Raw genomic sequence first — 18,073 nt, 5'->3', positions numbered from 1 at the left:
GATCCGCGAACTGTCTACCCGGCCAGCCCCTCCGCCGCGATGGCGAGATCCTTATCGCCGCGACCGGAAAGACCGAGTACCACGATCGAATCGGCGGGGAGCTCACCGCACTCGGCCAGCTCGAGGAGATAGCCGACGGCGTGGGCGGATTCGAGGGCGGGAATGATGCCTTCGGTTCGAGTGAGGGCGTGCAGACCTCGCAGGGCCACCGCGTCGGTGGCGGTGCGGTAGGTGACGCGACCGATGTCCTTGAGATAGCTGAGTTCCGGGCCCACGCCCGGATAGTCGAGCCCGGCGGCGATGCTGTGGGTCGGCGTGACCTGTCCGTCGTCGTCCTGCAGCAGATAGCTGTAGGCGCCGTCCATTTCGCCGGGACTGCCCGCACTGAGGGTGGCGGCGTGATCACCCGTTTCGACGCCGAGGCCCGCCGCCTCGACACCGATCAACTGGACCTCCGGTTCATCGACGAAGGGGTGGAACAAGCCGATGGCATTGCTGCCGCCGCCGACACACGCCACGAGGTAATCCGGCAGTCGGCCTTCGGATTTCAGGATCTGCAATCGAGTCTCGCGGCCGATGACGGTTTGCAGATCGCGCACGATCATCGGATACGGTGCGGGACCCGCCGAGGTGCCGAACAGGTAGTGCGTGGTGTCCAGATTCGACACCCAATCCCGGACCGATTCGCTGATGGCCTCCTTGAGCCTGCGGCTGCCGGTCTCCACCGAACGCACCTGCGCGCCGAGCAGCGTCATCCGCATGACATTGGAGGCCTGGCGGCGCATATCGTGCGCGCCCATATAGATGACACACGTCATGCCGAGCATCGCGCAAACGGTCGCCACCGCGACGCCGTGCTGACCGGCGCCGGTCTCGGCGATGATCCGGGTCTTTCCCATCCGCTTGGCCAGCAATCCCTGGCCCAGTGCGTTATTGATCTTGTGTGCACCGGTATGGGCCATATCCTCGCGTTTCAGATACACCCGTACGCCGGGAACCGCGAGCAACTCGGCAAAGCGCGGCACCTGATGTAGCAGCGTGGGACGGCCGACCCGGCTCCGCAACAATTCGCGTAGTTCGTCGTGGAATCCGGCATCGGCCCGCGCCAGCGCATAGGTCTGTTCCAACTCCAGCAGCGCCGCCATCAGACCCTCGGGAACATATCTGCCGCCGAACTCGCCGAACCGCCCGCGCTCGTCCGGAAGTGTGCTCGTTAGCAACGTGCCCCGCGACACATGATCAATAACCATCCACACCAACGCTTCCTGCCGCGAGTCCCCAGCACCTGTCTACTTCGACTCGCCGCGCGGCGCGCACCCGCAACGGATTAGTTAACAGTCTCTTTAGGTTCCCGATTCGGGATTCACCACATCGGCAGCTCGGCGAAACCGCCGGTTCAGCTGTCAGACCGGCAAATCCGAGCGGTTGCGGACAGTGGCTACCCTGCGCACGCGCAGGCGGTGCAATGCGGGCTCGGCCAGGCGGGCATCACCGGCCAGCACATCGCCGCGGTGAACCAGGTCCGGGTAGTCATTGGCGATGCGGCGCTGGAAGCGATGGGCCGGAACGTAGACCGACAGCGTCACGGCAATCATCCCCCTGATCGTGGGACCGGCCGAAGCGGTCCGTTTTCCACCAATCCGAATACCGCGCCAAACCACTCCGGCCGGCATCGATCTGTTCGACGGCTCGCCGCTGCAGCGGATCCAGGAGCGCAGGTGCATCCTGCCACAGCTCGTCCAGCGCCATGGTCAATTCCTGTTCCAGTTCGGGATCGTTCAGATGCACCACGCGCAGTCCGCTCCCGAACATCTGTGCCAGGCCGTGGAATTGTCGTCGTAATACTCCGAGGCGGTGATGCCGACGGCCGGAATTCCCTGCGACAGTGCGAAAACCGCCAGATGATAGGCATTGGTGACCAATACGCGACACCGCCCGACCTGCCGGAACACATCCACTGGCGTGCCACCGCGACCGACCGGCGGTAGCACCTTGTCCACCCCGCCAGTAGCGGCAACGTCGAAAGCCGTTCCTCGGAGGCGTATTCGGAGATGATCAGTGGCACCAGCCCGGCGTCCAATTCCGTGGCGCGGGTGCGCACCACCCGCCCGACAATCTCCTGGGCTTCGACGCTGACCTGTACATGATCCGCGCCGGGCCAGCTGGCTAATCCGTTGTCCGCTCGGCGATCTGGCCGCTGTGGACCGCACGCAACGACGCCGCGGCGAAGGCTGCGCAATAGTCGATCAGATTGTCCATCGGCACGTCCAACCGACCGCCCTGCTTCTCCACGATCACCCGCTCCAACGTCCCGACCACCGACAGCGCGAAGATATCGATGATTTCCGCGGGCGGCTGAACGTCCGGCAGCGCCTCGGTGGCCGTGGCCGCGACCAATCGGGCGAAGCGCCACAGTGCCTCGCGCATTCGAAATTCGGCGCCGGCAGCGGTGGGTTCGACGAAAACGATGCGCAGTTTGCGCGGATCCTCGGCCAATGCGGTGAGATACGTGCCGATACCGGCCCGCAGTTTGCGCGTCCCACGCGGCTCGCTCGCCCCGACCGCCGCGGCCACGGATGCGAACAACTCATCGATGACGTGGTCGAATACCGCCGCGAACAGCCCCTTTGTTCCGGCGAACGATTCGTAGAAGTACCGGTCGGTCAATCCGGCCGCACGACACAGATCCTTGACGCCGGTCGCCGAGTAGCCGCGCGTACCGAACAGCTCCAGCCCGGCGTCCAGGAGTTTGCCGCGCCGCGCCGCGACTCGGTCCTCCGCGCCGATACCGCCATAGGTCCGCACCGGGCGCCGCTGCATCGTCATCTTTGCATTGTCTCCCATCCCGACCGGCGATCTGATAAATATGACGATCGAGATAGTCAGATTTAGGGGTCGTGCAATGACAACTCAGCATCGGGACAACCAGCTCAGCAGACGCTCGCTGCTACGTGGCGCGGCTGCGGTGACGAGCACCGCGGGATGGGCGACACCGACCGGAATCGCGGCGGCCCAGCCGACGCCGCGACGCCGAAATGGCCCGGCGCGCAATACCGTCGCGGTGCTCGGCGCGGGCATCGGTGGGCTTACCGCAGCGCATGAACTCGCCGAACGCGGCTACGCGGTAACCGTTTTCGATCGCAAGGAACTCGGCGGCAAATCCCGCACGATTCCGCTGCCGGGCACCGGGATCGGCGGCCGCGCACCACTGCCGGGCGAGCACGGCGCGCGCGGTTTCACCTCGTTCTATCGCCATGTGCACGACACGATGCGTCGCATTCCACTGCCGGGCACCCGAAAGTCGGTGTACGACAACCTGATTCCATTCTCGGTGAGCGATCCACGCTATCCGCGCTCGGGCGATCTGCCCGACGGCTTCCCGCTGATGTTCGGGTTCTATTTCGACCCCACCCAGGCGCTCACACCGGAAGGATTGCAGCGCATCCTGGTCGAGGTGTTCATGAAGAACAATCTCGTTCCACTGCCGGAGGCCATGTATATGGCCGGACGGGTGGTCACGTATCTGACCTCGAGCGAGGAGCGTCGCTTCGGCCAGTGGGAGCATGTCAGCTGGTGGGATTATGTCGGCGCGGCAAGCAGATCCGCACAGTTCCAGGCGCTGGCCGCCACCGGCCTGACCCGAGCTCTGGTAGCCGCCAAGGAATATGTGGCCAGCACCAGGACCATGGGCAATATGATGGAGGGCTTCTTCATCGCGCTGCTGCAGGAACTGACCGGCGGCCCGAAGGTCTACGAGGTGCTCAACGGACCAACCAATGAGGCCTGGCTGGATCCGTGGATCGGGCTGCTCGAGGGCATGGGTGTGCAATTGCGGCCCGGCCACGCGCTAGAGGAATTCGTGGTGGCCGACGGTCGCATCGGCGGTGCGCGCATTCGGCGCCCCAATGGCAGCAGCGAGGTGTTCGACGCGGATTGGTATGTCTGCGCGGTGCCGACCGACCGCGCGCGACGGCTGTGGTCACCGGAGATCCGCGAGCTGGATCCGGCGCTCGGTCGAATGGATGCGCTGACCGTCGACTGGATGAACGGCATGCAGATGTTCGTCACCGAAAAGCTGGATCTCGGCAAGGGATACAACATCTACCTCGACGCACCGTGGCGGCTGACCTCCTATACCCAGCGCGCGTTCTGGGATGTGGATTACGCCGCGAAATACGGTGACGGATCGATCGTCGACGGCCTCACCATCGATATCGCCGACTGGGATACCCCGGGCATTCTTTTCGGCAAGACCGCCAAGGAATGCACCCGCGACGAGATCTACCAGGAGACCTGGGCGCAGATGACCGCCGCGCTCAACGACGACGGCCGAATCCAGTTGAAGGACGGCATCGTCGGCGAGTGGATGCTCGATCCGGGCGTCGAATGGGCGGACGGGCAGAATACGAATGACGAACCGCTGCTTGTGAATACGATCGGATCGTGGGCCGATCGACCGACCGCGCACACGCAGATCCCGAACCTGTTCCTGGCCGCCGACTACGTGCGGACCAACTTCGATCTGGCGACCATGGAGGGCGCGAACGAGGCGGGTCGCACCGCGGTGAACGCACTCCTCGACGCATCCGACTCCCCCGCCGCTCGCGTCCAACTCTTCACGCGCGATTCGATTCCCGCTTTCGAACCGTTCCGGCAAATGGATGCCGCTCGCTATAAGGCCGGTCAGCCCAATCTGTTCGACCTCGGCTGACCGACAACAGCCTGGTCATTCGCCCCGCACGGGGTTGATCTCGACCCGTTCTGCGGGAGCTGCTGGATCGCGTCGTGCTCGGTCGATCCGCGGACCACGACAATCGGCTCACCGCACGCACCGAGGACGGCGGCCGTTGGACGCTGCCGGCTCGCGGCGACACCGCCGAGGTGGACCGACCCGCGCAGACCTGCCGACGCTCGGGCAAACACATGATCAGCCCTGGACCATCGCCAGCGATGGTCATCTGCAGGATTCGATCATGATGGGTACCGACGTGCACGGCGTCGTCCACCGTCGGCACGGGCGGTCCGACCAGGCGCTAGTCGAGGGGTTCGGACAGGTCGGTCTTCAGGTGTTCGAGTCCGGCCCGGATCCGGGATTTGACCGTGGGGAGACCGACGCCGAGACGCGCCGCCACCTCGGGATAGCTGAGTCCGGAGTAGTACGCGAGCGCGATGGATTCGTGCTGGAGTTCGGTCAGATGGGTGAGGCTGCGGCGCAGGGCGTCCCTCTCGTCGTGACGCACCGCCTCCTCGGCCACCACATCGGTGGGGGGCTGATAATCGCGACTGCCCCAGGAGTGATTGTGGTCCACGGTGGCGCGTTCGTGCCGGACCCGGTCCACGGCCTGACGATGGGCCAGCATGCGCAGCCACGTGAGCACCGAACCGCGGTGCTCGTCGAACCGGATCGCGCAGCGCCACACCTCGAGGTAGACGTCGTGACAGGTCTCTTCGGCGTACCCACGGTCACGGACGATCGCCAGCACGCGCTGGTAGACCAGACCGCGGGTGCGGCGATAGAACTGCGCGAACGCATCTTGATCGCCGTCGGCTATGCGATGTACCAATTCGGCATCGACATCATGGGATTCGATATCAATCGGATCACGAAACTGACACGGAACGGGCCGCAGCGTGGTTGGAATTCGTTCGGGCCGATGTGGAATGCGTTCGGACCGAGATGAAACGAGCAGGATCACGATTGCCCCCAGACAAACAAGTGATGCGACAAGCAGGTTGATTTGGACGTATGAAGCTGCGTCGAAGCGGACCGTCGAGGGCATGGACGGCACTGGCGGAGAACGGAATCCGGCCGGGGACAGGGGCCGATAGTCCAACTTTCACATTACCGCGCCGCGCGCAAATGATCATGTACTTTCGCGCGGTAATGGATTTACTCAGACTCGCAGGCCGAGTTCGACGATCCCCTTCGCCACCGCATGTACCGCGACCCGATTCTTGCGTGCATGCGTGCGGATCAGTTCGAACGCCACCTCCGGCGTGGTGCGCCTGGCATTGGCGATAACACCCTTGGCCTGTTCGATGACGATCCGCGAATCCAGCGCATGCTGCAGCTGCGCGGTCAAACGCTGCTGCTCGCGCAGCACGTTGGAATTGACGATGTGGCCGGTCGCCATGCTCGCCAACAGTCCGCCCACCGAAAGATCCTGATCGGTCCAGACCCGTGGGCTCGGACCGTACAGGCCCAGCGCGCCGACCGTGGTCTCACCGACCCGCATCGGAATCTCGGCCAGCGAGGACAGCCCGTGCCGGACCGCCTCGGCGGCGAACTCCGGCCAGCGCTCGCCATATCGACCGATATCGTCGATCGCGATGGGTTTGCCGGACCGGAACGCGTCCACGCTCGGACCCCTTTCACTGCGATGCTGACAGAGTTCCATGGCCGTCAGCTCCTCCGGAGCCGCGGCGGCCATCCGGGAGCGCTCATCGGGCGTGAGCGCCTCGTCCGGCATCAGCATGACGGTGCAGCCGACCAAGTCGAGCGCGACAATCGCGCTGTTCATCAGTTGGCGCACCATCTCTGCTGTGTCGCCGATCGCAGGTAGCAGCTCGGCCAGCCGCGCTGCCGCGGCCACCAGCACCTCATTGTCAGACACTCGCATCACCCCGCACGCGCGAAAGTCGGTCGTCCCCTCAAGTCCCGCGCCGCACTTGCTGACATTCCCATGGTATGGCTAAGCGAAGTCGCACACCACAATTTCGACACCACCTTGCTCCTTTGAATTGTCCAGCTACTCATCGGATTCCGTTGGCCGCCATCCGATAGTGGTCGACATGACTACTATTCGGATGCCACGATGGACGACAGACTCGACCTGACCGTGCCACAAAGATGTACCCGGTGAGGCTTATTTTCGCTGAATGCTCGCCCTCAAAATGTGCCGCATTGCGGCGATAGCAATCACCGCGACCGGGAGACTGCAATGGTGCCTCCGTTCGACGATCGGCAGCGCGACCGATCATCCGAGCCGCTGCCGGATTCGATCCAGTTATTACGATCACTTGTGCGCGCGGTCGACTCGCTGGCTAGCGATTTCGACGTTGTCGAACTATGTCAGCAGCTACTGGAGGCCTGTACCGAAGTCACTGGCGCGACTGATGCCGGATTGTTGCTAGCCGACCAACGTGGTGAGCTACAGGTACTGGCCTCAACAAACGAGTCGGCCCGACTGCTCGGTTTGTTACAGCACGAGGGGCCGAGCCTGGATGCCTATCGGAGCAGGACCGCCGTATCGGCTCCCGATCTGCGTGCCGACGGGGCGCTGTGGCCGGAGTTCGCACATGCGGCAGCGGCCGCGGGATATCTGTGCACCTATGCCGTGCCGCTGCGGCTGCACCGCGACAGCATCGGTGCGCTCACCGGACTTGCAGGCTCGGCAGCCGCGCTCGGACAGCTGGATCTGCGCATCGGGCAGATCCTCGCCGATATCGCGGCCATCGGCATCGCGCAGCACGTGCTGCGCGCGCAGGACGCGACGATCCAGGCGCAGTTGCCGACCGCGCTGAACACGCGCGTAGCCATTGAGCAGGCCAAGGGTGTGCTCGCCGAGCGCGGCGACCAGGATATGGATCGCGCATTCCAAATCATGCGCGAATACGCCCGCGGCACCGGACGGCGGCTCACCGATATCGCCGGTGACATCGTCGAAGGGCGGATCGATCTGCGTGCCGATGCGGCGGAGTGAGTCAGGTATCGAAGCGGATACGATTTTCCACGACCAGCACCGCGACCTCGGCCAGCGACAACCCGTGCGCGAAGGCATAGGCGCGCAGCCGCGCATAGGCGTCGGGAGCCCCGATATCCAACTGCGCGAGCACGATTCCGGCCGCCTGGTGGATCGTGCGACTGGTCAGCGGCTGATCCCACCATTGCGCGGCGGCATGCGCGGATTTCGCCGATCCGGCCACCAACTGCGCGATGACCAGATCGGCGATATGCAGTCCCGCCGAAATCACATACGGTTCCGGCTTGCCCGGTTCGGCCCGATACAGATCGAGCACGCCGAACCGCACCACACCCAACTGCAAGGGCACCGCGACCATCGAACCCGCCACCGCGACCCGGTTCAACTCATCGGCGAAACCCGGCCACCGCACATCGGTTTCGGCCAGATCGGCCACCAGCACCGGTACACCGGCGACGACGGCGTCCACGGCCGGCCCCTGCCCCGCGGTGACCTGCACCGCCTCCACCCGCGCCGCCACCGAATCACTTGTGGCCCACAGCTGCAGCCCGGCTTCGCGCTCCTGGATCAGGATCGCGGCACGCTGCACCGGCAGCACCCGCACACAGGCGCCGCACAGGGCGGTCATCCCACCGCCTTCGGCCGACAGCTTCGTCAGAAACTCGAGGGCCGACAAAAATTCGTCGGTCAATTGATCGAACTGCCCCACACCATTCCTACGAACTCTCACGACCGTTATCCCCGCCATGAGGTCGACGGTCCCCTTGTCCAAGGATTCGTCACGACCCCGGCACTGGACCGCAACTACGCCGCGGGAAATACGGCGGGTCGGCACCGCAAGAATACGAAACACCGATCGTCCACACCAGGGCCGAACGTCCCACAGTCGCGGCAGCCAGGTCGGTGCGGGGGTCAGCCCATCATGGGATCCATCACCAGTGCAGGCCGGGGATTACCCGGGTGACCCGCGCGGCCGGGCTGGGCAATGCCATCAGCGGCAGGACCACAGGCGCGAGATAGGACAGCGCGGTGCGACCGGAGTCCTGATCCGCCTGCGCCTCCTCGACCGCGTCGGACGCCACGGTCTGCTTCCCCTGTGCCGCATGCGATTCACCGAACCAGCGGAACCCCTGGTGCATGATCGTCCGCTTGACCGACGGCATCAGCAGTTCGACCGCCTGGGCGAAGGTGCCGACCGGTGTGTCGATGCGGTGCGGGCGATCCTCGATGGCGCGCACCACGATGCCGGCGGCGCGGTCGGGATCCGGCACCGGAAGCGAGCGGTAGAGATCGGTCGGCGCGATCATCGGGGTGCGCACCAATGGCATGCGTACCGAGGTGAAAGTGATTCCCGCATCCCGATTTTCGACCGCAGCAATCTCGCTGAAGTTGTCCAGCGCGGATTTACTCGCCACATATGCCGCGAAGCGCGGCACCTTGGTCTGCACGGCGATCGAGGAGATGTTCACGATATGTCCGAAACGCCGTGCCCGCATCGATGGCAGCAGTGCGAGAATGAGTCGCACCGCGCCGAAGTAATTTACCGCCATGGTCCGCTCGAAATCGTGCATGCGGTCGGTGGAATTGACCACCGAACGACGGATCGACCGTCCCGCATTGTTCACCAGATAATCGACATGACCGTGATCGGCGAGCACCGCGGCGACCAAATCTTCGACTCCGTCGGAATCGGTGATATCGCACGGATAGGCATGAGCGACACCACCTTCGGCCCGCACCGACTCCGCCGCGGCTTGCAAATCGTCCACACCGCGCGCCACCATCAGCACGATCGCACCGCGCTGCGCGACGGCATGGGCGGTGGCCAGTCCGATACCGGAGGAAGCCCCGGTGATCAGCACGACGCGGCCGTCCAGCGGGTCGCCGCTATCGCCGGGCCGACCCCGGTTCGGGTCCAGGTTCTCGGCCCAGTACCGCCACAGGCGCTCGGCGTAGCTGTCGAACGACGGCACCGCCAGACCCGTCCCGCGCAGCTGCGCCCGGGTGGAGTCGGAGACGAATTCCGCGGCGAACGAGGTGTGCGGTGCGACCTCGGCCGGAATTCCCAACTGCTCCAACAGGAAATCGCGAACGGTGGAGACACCCGGGAGGTGGGCGAGACCGTTCAGCGCGAACCCGCTGCCGGGCACCGTGCCGATTCCGGTCGGCGCACCCGCGGCGGCCGCGAGCGCACCATAGATCTCGCCGAACGGCTGCGGTTCCGGGTTGACCAGGTGGAATGTGCGCCCGTCGAGACCCTTGCGGCGCACCAGCTCGACCATCGCACCTGCCACATAGTCGACCGGCACGATATTGGTCGCGCCCAGATCCGGCAGCAGCATCGGCAGTTCGGCAGGCAGCGCGCCCAGGCGCGAGATGGCCGGGAAGAAGTAGTACGGACCATCGATCTTGTCCATCTCACCGGTACGCGAATCGCCGACCACGATCGCGGGCCGGTACACCCGCCAGCGCACCCCTTTGGATTCGCGGACCAGCTTCTCCGCGGCGAATTTGGTCCGGTGGTACGGCGAAGTCAGCTGCTGCCCCAGGTCGAAATCCTCCTCGAAGAATTTGCCCTTGTGGTCACCGGCGACGGCCACCGAGGAGACGTGGTGCAGCACCGCGCCCAATTCGCGGGCCAGCTCCAGCACCGAGCGAGTGCCAGCGACATTGGCCGCGTGCGCGGTCTGCTCGTCGGCGGTCATGTCGTAGACCGCACCGAGGTGGATCACATGGTCGGCCTTGGGTGCGTCCTCGATCAGACCGAGGCCTTCGGCGGTCAGATCACCGAGCATCGGAAAGGCGCGTGCGCCACCCTCCCAGCCCGCGGTGAGTTCACTGAATTTCGCCACCGATGCGGTGCGAACCAGCACATGCACAATGGCTTCGGAATCGGCTGCCAGGAGTTCCTGAACCACCCGTCGGCCCAAGAATCCGGTTCCACCCGTCACGATGAAAGTCGTCATCGCATTTCCTCCTGCTGTCGCACTCGAATTGAGTTGTCACACAAGCGCGCCCGACATGCAGCAGTGAATGCGGACATCATTGATTCGGCTTACAGCCAAGTAGTTGCTGAGCCAAAGCAGGGAACACCATTGCCCTACTGGTCGGTAACTTTAATGGGCGCAGCTAGTTGCGGGCAAGCGAACGGCAGCCCAGAGCGATGTGTGAATGGTCACCAATGGGTGCCGCTAATATTGTGTGTTACAACAGTTTTCAGATAATGCTCGAACGCGAAACCTTAATCAGGACACCGCGTTTGCGCACCGGCTCAGCGCTTCTCGGTGCGGGCGGACGGGGATTCCAGCGGTGGGCGCCCCTTCAGATAGGTCTCGAAAGCATCAAGATCGATGGGCCCGACCGTCTTGTCGGCACCCTCGGTGAAGACCGTGAAACCGTCACCGCCCGAAGCCAGGAAGCTGTTGGTGGTGATGCGGTAGGTGGCGACCGGGTTGAGGGGTTGGCCGCCGATGCGCACGCTGTCGGCGACGACCTTGCTACCCTTCGGACTCGACTCGACGTAGGTATAGGTCAGCCCGGCTGGTGAGAGCACGGTCGCCTTGCCATTGCTCCATTGCTGTTCGAGCAGGCGCAGGATCTGACTGCCGGTCATGGTGAGGGTGACGACCTGATTGCCGAACGGCTGCACGCTGTAGATATCGCCATAGCTGATCCGACCGGCCTTCAGGTCGGTGCGCACACCGCCCGGATTCATGAAGGCCGCGACCGCCGCAGCGGGCGCCACCGCGGTGACCGAGAGCATCGAGTCGGCAATGACATCACCGAGCGGCGATTCACCGGAGCCCGCCGGTTCGTGCGGCAGCGACGCCGCCGCGATGCCGACCGGCCGCTGCGCGCGTGGCTCGGCCTGCGCGGCATAGAAGTCGATCAGCGAGGTGGTGGCCGCGTCCGGCGTGACCTCCCTGGTGACCACCCGGTTGACCGCCGATGCCTGCACACCGTCGGCGCCGAAGCGCAGGGCGACATCGGTGATCAGCCGACCGTAGGAGGCGGCCTGGGTGACCACCTTGCCGTCGATGGTGCAGACATACGGCTGGTGCGAATGTCCGGTGAACAGCACCCGCACCGCGGGATCGACACCCGTCGCCAAGGCGGTGACCTCGGCGGAGATGTTCGCGCAACCGTTGTAGTCGACCACCGCATTCTGGGCCGGCTGCTGCACCCCGCCGTCGTGCAGCAGCGCCACCACGGTCTGCGCGCCCGCCGACTTCACCTCGGGGACATAGCGATTGATCGCCGCGACCTCATCGCCGAAGGTGTAGCCCCGAATGCCTTCCGGGAAAACAATGCTCGCTGTCTCGGGTGTCACCGTGCCGATGACACCGATCTTGTGTCCGCCGAGCTCGAGTATCGTCCACGGCCGCAGCGTCGGCGGCAATTTACCGCCCGCATCGGTGACATTGGCGGCCAGGAACGGGAACTTCGCACCGGTGAACGGCGTGCCGGGCGAGCATCCGGCGGGCGAGCACCCACCCTGCTGTAGTCGCGCCAATTCGATGACGCCGTTATCGAACTCGTGATTGCCCACCGAGGAAGCGGCCAGTCCGATCGAATTCAAGAAGGTAATGGTCGGCTCGTCGTGGAAGAGTCCGGAGACCAGGGGGCTCGCGCCGATATTGTCCCCGGCGGACACCACGGCACTGGCCGGATACGCCTTCTTCAACCGTGCCAGATGGGTGGCGAGGTAGGCGGCGCCGCCCGCGTCGTATCCGGCGATCTTGCCGGTGGAACCCGCCGGTGGCTGCAGATTGCCGTGTAAATCGTTGAGCCCGAACAGATGTACCTCATCCGTCTGCGCGCCGCGCAGATCGTCGGTCGAGATGAGCGGGATCACTCCCGGCGCCGTCGAGGCGGTCGGTCGACCGCTGTCGGATGCGCTACCGCAGCCCGCAACCAGGGCGATGCTCATGAGTCCCGCAATGATCATGCCGATGCGACGCTGCGCTGTCATATTCAGACTGTCCCACGCCCGGGTGCCATCGGCATGAATCTCGTGCGAACACACCGGCGGCGGGGTCGGTGCTCGACCCCGCCGCGCGGATTTCCCGGTTACACCCGGCCCGCCGCGAAATCCGCGGCCGGCCAGAACGCCCAGCCGTAGTTCGTGTGCTGGCTCGGGTCGATGCCGCCACCACAGATCGGATCACCGCCGGTGCAGTAATCGGCGGTCTTCCAGGCGTAGTTGCCGGGGACCCCCCAGCCGATCAGGCGGAGGGGATCACCGAACAGCAGAACTGCGGACACCTTCCATTCGAGATCGCCGGGGAGCACGTAGATCCCGGGCAGCGCGGTCACGATGCCGGTGCCGACGACACCGTGTACTACGGCCGCGCCCTGCGAGTAGCCGACCAGGATGAACTGCTGATCCGGGCACATTTGCGACTGCCGAATGACATGGTCGGTCATGTCCTGGGTGCCGCGGCTGAGCGAAGTGGGGTCGAGCAGGTCCGCGGGATAGTCCACCCGGTAAGCGCTGCTGCTCACCGGAAGTGCTTGGAGCAGCGTGTCATACAGCGGGTCGCCGACGACGGAGCCGAGCCAGCCGGGTTCCCCGGTGCCTCTGGCGACCACCACATCGACCGCAGCACAGTCCGCCCGTGCCTGCGCGCCGATGCTGGTCACCACCCCCGCCGTAGCGACGAGCAATAGCACAGCGAATACCGGTGCCAGCCGCCACTTCTCGAATTTTCTTACCTTCCGGATTTCCATCGTGATCACCTCTCACGCCGTTGTGAGAAGCCGAGTGACGCTTGTCAGCGACAAGTGTCACTCGGCTACATTCGCGAAGGTAGGGAAGGTAGAGAGTTGCGTCAAGCAACTCAGCTGAAGCGAGACCGGTTCAGCGCTGAATCGTGTCCTGGAATCCGGTCCAGCGCACGACGATTCGGGCGCCTACGGGATGAGAACCGCTGCGCCGGTGAAACGTCCGTGTGCGAGATCCGCGAGGGCTCGATCTGCCGTACCGAGGGAGTACCCCGTTGTGGTCACATGTATACGGTGTTCGCCCGCCAGCGCGAGGAATTCGCGCGCGTCGGCGCGGGTATTGGCAGTCACCGAGCGAATCTCGCGCTCCTGGAACAGATGCCGCTGGTAGTTCAGTACCGGGATATCGCTGAGATGGATGCCCGCGATGGCGAGGACGCCGCCGCGATCGAGCGCTTCCAGCGCGGGTAGCACCAGCTCGCCGATCGGCGCGAACAAGATCGCCGAATCCAATTGCACCGGAGGCCGATCCGCCGCACCCTGCACCGAGGCGGCGCCGAGGTCCGCGGCCAACTCGCGCGCGGCCGGATCCCTGGTCATTACATGCACCTCGGCACCGCGCGCGAGCGCCACCTGCGCGGCGATGTGCGCGCTGCCGCCGAAGCCGTAGATCCCGAGCCGTCCACCCGTGGGCAGATCGGCACGCTGCAGCGCCCGATAGCCGATGATCCCGGCGCACAGCAGCGGCGCGGTTTCCATATCGCTGTATCCATCGGGCAGCCGGTGGGCGTAAGCCGCTGGGACAGTGGCATATTCGGCGTAGCCGCCGTCCGCGTCCCAGCCGGTGTACTCCGAATTCGGGCAGAGATTCTCCGCGCCGCGCAGACAGTACCGGCAGCTGCCGCAGGTGTGGCGCAACCAGGCGATGCCGACGCGATCACCGACCGCGAACTCGGGTGCCGAAGAGTCCGGTGCCCCAGCCGATCCCAACCCTTGCGCTACCACCTCCCCCACCACCTCATGCCCCGGCACCACACCGGGCCGATGCACCGGCAGATCCCCTTCGGCAACATGCAGGTCGGTGCGACAGACTCCGCAGGCCAGCACTCGCACCAGGAGTTCACCGGCCTGGGGTTCGGGCACCGCCTCGCGGACGAAGTCGAGCGGTCCGCCATCGATCGACCCAGGCCGTCGCACCCGCCAGCCGATCATGCCCGTGGTCGCCGCACTCACATTCATGCCGATCACTCCTCACCGACAGGGAGAACGGTCTCTTCGGATTATCCCCGCCGACCACGCTCGTTCACCCGTTCCGCCAAAGGTGAGTCGGCCCTTCTGATACATTTCTGTATTGAATACATAGCTGTATCGAAATGGCCGGGAGTACGAGGAGGTGCGCGTTGGCATCGACCACCGATACGGAGGTCTCGGTGCGCCGGGTGACCCGCCGTCGCACCGAGACCCGCAAACGCCTACTCACCGCCGCGTACCAGGTGTTCGCCGAGGAGGGCTTCGGCCGCGCCTCGGTGGAACGGGTCTGTGAGCGGGCCGGGTTCACCCGTGGCGCCTTCTACTCCAACTTCACCTCGCTAGACGAGTTGTTTCTTGCCATGTGGGAGCAGCGATCGGCCGCCATGATCGCCGGTATCCGCGCGACCCTCGACGGCTTCTCGTTCGACGGCGTCGCCGATATCCGCGCCGTGATCGAGCGCTTGGACCGCGCTGTGCCGATCGACGAGGACTGGTTCCGCATCACCGCCGAATTCACCTCACACGCGCTGCGCACTCCCGGCCTGCGGCAGGTGATGGCCGGACGTGAGGAAGCGATCGTCGCTGCACTGATGCCGACGATCGTCGACGCACTGGCCCGCGTCGGCCGGACGGTGGCCGATCCCGTCGCACTGGGTCAGGCGCTGGTCGCGGCACACGACGGCACCGCCGTTCAGGTGCTGATGGAACCCCGCAGCCGCACAGTGCGCAGCCGACGCACCGACCTTTTCTGCCACATCGTGCTGGCCTACAGCACCGAAACCGAAGGATGATCATGACCGACCCGAGCCGCGAATTCACCCAAGAGGCAGATGTCATCGTCGTCGGTGCGGGCCTGGCCGGACTCGTGGCGACCCACGAATTGGTCAAGGCGGGCCGCAAGGTACATGTGCTCGACCAGGAGAATCGCAATAACCTCGGCGGCCAGGCCTTTTGGTCGCTCGGCGGACTGTTCTTCGTGGACAGTCCGGAGCAGCGCCGCCTCGGCATCAAGGACTCCTACGAACTGGCACTGCAGGATTGGTTCGGTTCGGCGGGCTTCGATCGCGAGGACCAGGACTACTGGGCCCGCCAGTGGGCGCGAGCCTATGTGCGCTTCGCGACCACTGAGAAGCGGGATTACTTGCGCGAGTTGGGTTTACGGGTGACACCGCTGGTCGGTTGGGCCGAGCGCGGTGGCGCCTTCGCCGATGGGCACGGCAATTCGGTGCCGCGCTTCCACCTCACCTGGGGTACCGGGCCCGAGGTGGTGCGGGTGTTCCAGGAGCCGGTGCTCGAGGGTGAGCGTCGCGGACTGGTCGGCTTCAGTTTCCGGCATCGGGTCGACGAGTTGATCGTCGAGGACGGCGCGGTGGTCGGCGTGCGCGGCAGCGTACTCGAGCCGACCGATCTGGAACGCGGTCGGGCTTCGTCGCGAAATGTGGTCGGCGACTTCGAATTTCGCGCCAAGGCGGTGATCGTCACCTCCGGTGGCATCGGCCACAATCATGAGCTGATCCGCCGGAACTGGCCCACCGAGCGACTCGGTCCGGCACCGGAGACCATGATCTCCGGTGTGCCCGCGCATGTGGACGGGCGGATGCTCGGCATATCCGAGGCAGCGGGCGGCGCCATCGTCAATCGCGATCGCATGTGGCACTACACCGAGGGCATCAACAACTGGAATCCGATCTGGCCCGATCATGCCATCCGGATCATTCCCGGTCCGTCCTCGCTGTGGTTCGACGCCAATGGCAAGCGTTTGCCGGCACCGTGTTTCCCAGGCTTCGACACCAATTCGACCATGAAGGAGATTCTGGCCACCGGCTACGACTACTCCTGGTTCGTACTCACCCAGTCGATCATCGAGAAGGAGTTCGCCCTCTCGGGCTCGGAGCAGAATCCGGATATCACGGGCAAGGATCTCAAGCTCACCCTCAAGAGCCGGGTGGCCAAGGGTGCGCCCGGTCCGGTCGAGGCGTTCAAACAGCACGGGGTCGACTTCGTGGTCGCGAATACCTTGCGTGAGTTGGTCGATGGCATGAACAAGATCGCGCGCGGCCCGCAGCTGGACTTCGACGAGCTGGAGCGACAGATCGTCGCCCGCGACCGGGATATCGCCAATAAGTACTCCAAGGACGCGCAGCTGATGGCGATCAACAACGCGCGCCAGTACTTCGGCGATAAGGCGGGTCGCGTGGCCAAACCGCATCGCATCCTGGATCCGGCGAACGGGCCGCTGATCGCGGTGCGGCTCAATATCTTGACCCGCAAGACGCTCGGCGGACTGCAGACCAATCTGGATTCGCAGGTGATGCGGCCGGACGGCACACCGCTGCCCGGACTGTATGCCGCGGGCGAGGTCGCCGGATTCGGCGGCGGCGGCGTGCACGGCTACAACGCGCTGGAGGGCACCTTCCTCGGTGGCTGCATTTTCTCCGGCCGTGCCGCGGGACGGGCCATCGCGACGAAGCCGAGTTAGTTCGCACAGCCCGTCGCGGCGACGCGGGACAGCGGCTGCGGTGTCGTGGTCGCGATCTCCGGCATCGGCGTGGGCAGCGGTTCCGGGGCAGGCTCGGCGTAGAGGCGCATTCCGGTGTATCGCGGGCCCTGCTGCAGGGAGATCCCCGAGATCTTCACCTGATTCCCGTGTACATCGGTCACCTGTGCCGAGAACGGTCCTGGCCCGGCGCCGCTGATTGTCCAGTAGTTGTCCATGCCGCGGTCGAGTTCATGCCACGGGCCGCCCGCCGCGGACCGTAATGCGATGCGCTGGATGGGATTTCCCGATCCGGTCACCAGCATGGCCAGCCAGGAGGCCGAGGAGTCGGGCTTCAGCTCGTAGATCAGCTCGGGTGCGGGCTGCGGATCACGGACCACGGTATAGCGGATCTGTGCGACGCCGTCGGACCGATTCGCGATCTGTTCGAAGGCCGTGGTACTCAAATCCAGTTGTCCCGGAGCACATCCCGGGCAGCGGTCGGCGATGAGCACCCGGACGTCGCCGCGCGGGCCGTGCACATCGAGATACGCACCGCACAGATCGGCCAGCCCATACTCCTGAGTAGAGACGCCCACGTAGAAGCCGTTCGTCGGCAGTCCGGTGAATGAACACGCGACGCCGGGGCCGAATGCGTAGTACCGTGCCTCGCCCGGGCGCGTGGGTGGCGACGCGTCCACCGTATGCCAGTTGGCGATACCGGTGCTACTGCTGGCCACCATCATTCGCGAGGTGCCGGTTCCGGGATCCGGCACCGCATGTGTCGCCTCGCAGGACGACTGCTGCTCGGGTCTCGCGGCCCAGATCGCGACCGCCACCGCGGTCACTATTACGCCGACGGACGACCACAGCCACCCCGAGCGGAAGTGCTGCTGTTGGATCGGTATTCGGTGCACCG

General features: G+C 65.1%; 16 protein-coding genes. 4 read left to right on the top strand and 12 right to left on the bottom strand.

Annotation, left to right across the window (positions count from 1 at the left end):
• Positions 1–14: 14 nt before the first annotated feature.
• From trpB to ACIBI6_RS05965, 4 genes are all read right to left on the bottom strand, one after another.
• Positions 15–1,250 carry a tryptophan synthase subunit beta gene (trpB, locus tag ACIBI6_RS05980; RefSeq protein WP_364343280.1) on the bottom strand — a complete coding sequence of 412 codons (1,236 nt, stop codon included), beginning with the start codon at positions 1,248–1,250 and terminating at the stop codon, positions 15–17.
• A gap of 153 nt (positions 1,251–1,403) precedes the next feature.
• Positions 1,404–1,595: a hypothetical protein gene (locus ACIBI6_RS05975; RefSeq protein WP_364343283.1), complete on the bottom strand. Its 192-nt coding sequence runs from the start codon at positions 1,593–1,595 to the stop codon at positions 1,404–1,406.
• 183 nt (positions 1,596–1,778) lie between these two features.
• Positions 1,779–2,000 carry a polysaccharide pyruvyl transferase family protein gene (locus tag ACIBI6_RS05970; protein ID WP_396955460.1) on the bottom strand — a complete coding sequence of 74 codons (222 nt, stop codon included), beginning with the start codon at positions 1,998–2,000 and terminating at the stop codon, positions 1,779–1,781.
• A gap of 166 nt (positions 2,001–2,166) precedes the next feature.
• Positions 2,167–2,826, bottom strand: a complete 660-nt coding sequence (locus ACIBI6_RS05965; protein ID WP_396955459.1) for a TetR/AcrR family transcriptional regulator — start codon at positions 2,824–2,826, stop codon at positions 2,167–2,169.
• 76 nt (positions 2,827–2,902) lie between these two features.
• On the opposite strand from ACIBI6_RS05965, the gene ACIBI6_RS05960 reads away from it, so the two are divergent.
• Positions 2,903–4,711 carry an FAD-dependent oxidoreductase gene (locus tag ACIBI6_RS05960; protein ID WP_396955458.1) on the top strand — a complete coding sequence of 603 codons (1,809 nt, stop codon included), beginning with the start codon at positions 2,903–2,905 and terminating at the stop codon, positions 4,709–4,711.
• Positions 4,712–5,033: 322 nt separating this feature from the next.
• Here ACIBI6_RS05960 and ACIBI6_RS05955 read toward each other — a convergent pair whose 3' ends face one another.
• Together ACIBI6_RS05955 and ACIBI6_RS05950 are read right to left on the bottom strand one after the other, a co-directional pair.
• Positions 5,034–5,696 carry a sigma-70 family RNA polymerase sigma factor gene (locus tag ACIBI6_RS05955; RefSeq protein WP_364343295.1) on the bottom strand — a complete coding sequence of 221 codons (663 nt, stop codon included), beginning with the start codon at positions 5,694–5,696 and terminating at the stop codon, positions 5,034–5,036.
• 198 nt (positions 5,697–5,894) lie between these two features.
• A complete protein-coding gene (locus ACIBI6_RS05950; RefSeq protein ID WP_396955457.1) occupies positions 5,895–6,614 on the bottom strand; it encodes a GAF and ANTAR domain-containing protein in 720 nt (239 codons plus the stop codon).
• A 327-nt stretch (positions 6,615–6,941) separates the two neighbouring features.
• On the opposite strand from ACIBI6_RS05950, the gene ACIBI6_RS05945 reads away from it, so the two are divergent.
• Entirely contained in the window at positions 6,942–7,703 is a 762-nt protein-coding gene (locus ACIBI6_RS05945; RefSeq protein ID WP_396955456.1) for a GAF and ANTAR domain-containing protein, read from the top strand.
• A 1-nt stretch (position 7,704) separates the two neighbouring features.
• On the opposite strand, the gene ACIBI6_RS05940 is transcribed toward ACIBI6_RS05945, so the two are convergent.
• From ACIBI6_RS05940 to ACIBI6_RS05920, 5 genes are all read right to left on the bottom strand, one after another.
• Positions 7,705–8,412 carry a GAF and ANTAR domain-containing protein gene (locus ACIBI6_RS05940; protein ID WP_364343303.1) on the bottom strand — a complete coding sequence of 236 codons (708 nt, stop codon included), beginning with the start codon at positions 8,410–8,412 and terminating at the stop codon, positions 7,705–7,707.
• 223 nt (positions 8,413–8,635) lie between these two features.
• Entirely contained in the window at positions 8,636–10,669 is a 2,034-nt protein-coding gene (locus ACIBI6_RS05935; protein WP_396955455.1) for an SDR family oxidoreductase, read from the bottom strand.
• Positions 10,670–10,974: 305 nt separating this feature from the next.
• Complete coding sequence (locus ACIBI6_RS05930) at positions 10,975–12,675, bottom strand: 5'-nucleotidase C-terminal domain-containing protein (RefSeq protein WP_364343309.1); 1,701 nt, start codon at positions 12,673–12,675, stop codon at positions 10,975–10,977.
• A 98-nt stretch (positions 12,676–12,773) separates the two neighbouring features.
• Positions 12,774–13,433, bottom strand: coding sequence for a cutinase family protein (locus tag ACIBI6_RS05925; protein ID WP_364343312.1), 660 nt, complete (start codon positions 13,431–13,433; stop codon positions 12,774–12,776).
• A 183-nt stretch (positions 13,434–13,616) separates the two neighbouring features.
• Positions 13,617–14,666: a zinc-binding alcohol dehydrogenase family protein gene (locus tag ACIBI6_RS05920; RefSeq protein ID WP_364343314.1), complete on the bottom strand. Its 1,050-nt coding sequence runs from the start codon at positions 14,664–14,666 to the stop codon at positions 13,617–13,619.
• A 134-nt stretch (positions 14,667–14,800) separates the two neighbouring features.
• On the opposite strand from ACIBI6_RS05920, the gene ACIBI6_RS05915 reads away from it, so the two are divergent.
• A complete protein-coding gene (locus ACIBI6_RS05915) occupies positions 14,801–15,469 on the top strand; it encodes a TetR/AcrR family transcriptional regulator (protein ID WP_364343317.1) in 669 nt (222 codons plus the stop codon).
• Positions 15,466–17,157, top strand: a complete 1,692-nt coding sequence (locus ACIBI6_RS05910; protein ID WP_364343320.1) for an FAD-binding dehydrogenase — start codon at positions 15,466–15,468, stop codon at positions 17,155–17,157. Before ACIBI6_RS05915 ends, ACIBI6_RS05910 begins: the two co-directional genes overlap by 4 nt.
• Here the strand turns inward: ACIBI6_RS05910 and ACIBI6_RS05905 are convergent.
• On the bottom strand, positions 17,154–17,993 hold the full coding sequence (locus tag ACIBI6_RS05905) for an expansin EXLX1 family cellulose-binding protein (RefSeq protein WP_364343323.1): 840 nt from the start codon (positions 17,991–17,993) through the stop codon (positions 17,154–17,156). The genes ACIBI6_RS05910 and ACIBI6_RS05905 overlap by 4 nt on opposite strands.
• Between the last annotated feature and the right edge of the window lie 80 nt (positions 17,994–18,073).

The organism is Nocardia sp. NPDC050412 (assembly GCF_044458825.1).
GTDB lineage: Bacteria > Actinomycetota > Actinomycetes > Mycobacteriales > Mycobacteriaceae > Nocardia.
The sequence above is the reverse complement of the archived record's forward strand: the minus strand, read 5'-3'. Positions and strand labels throughout refer to the sequence as shown.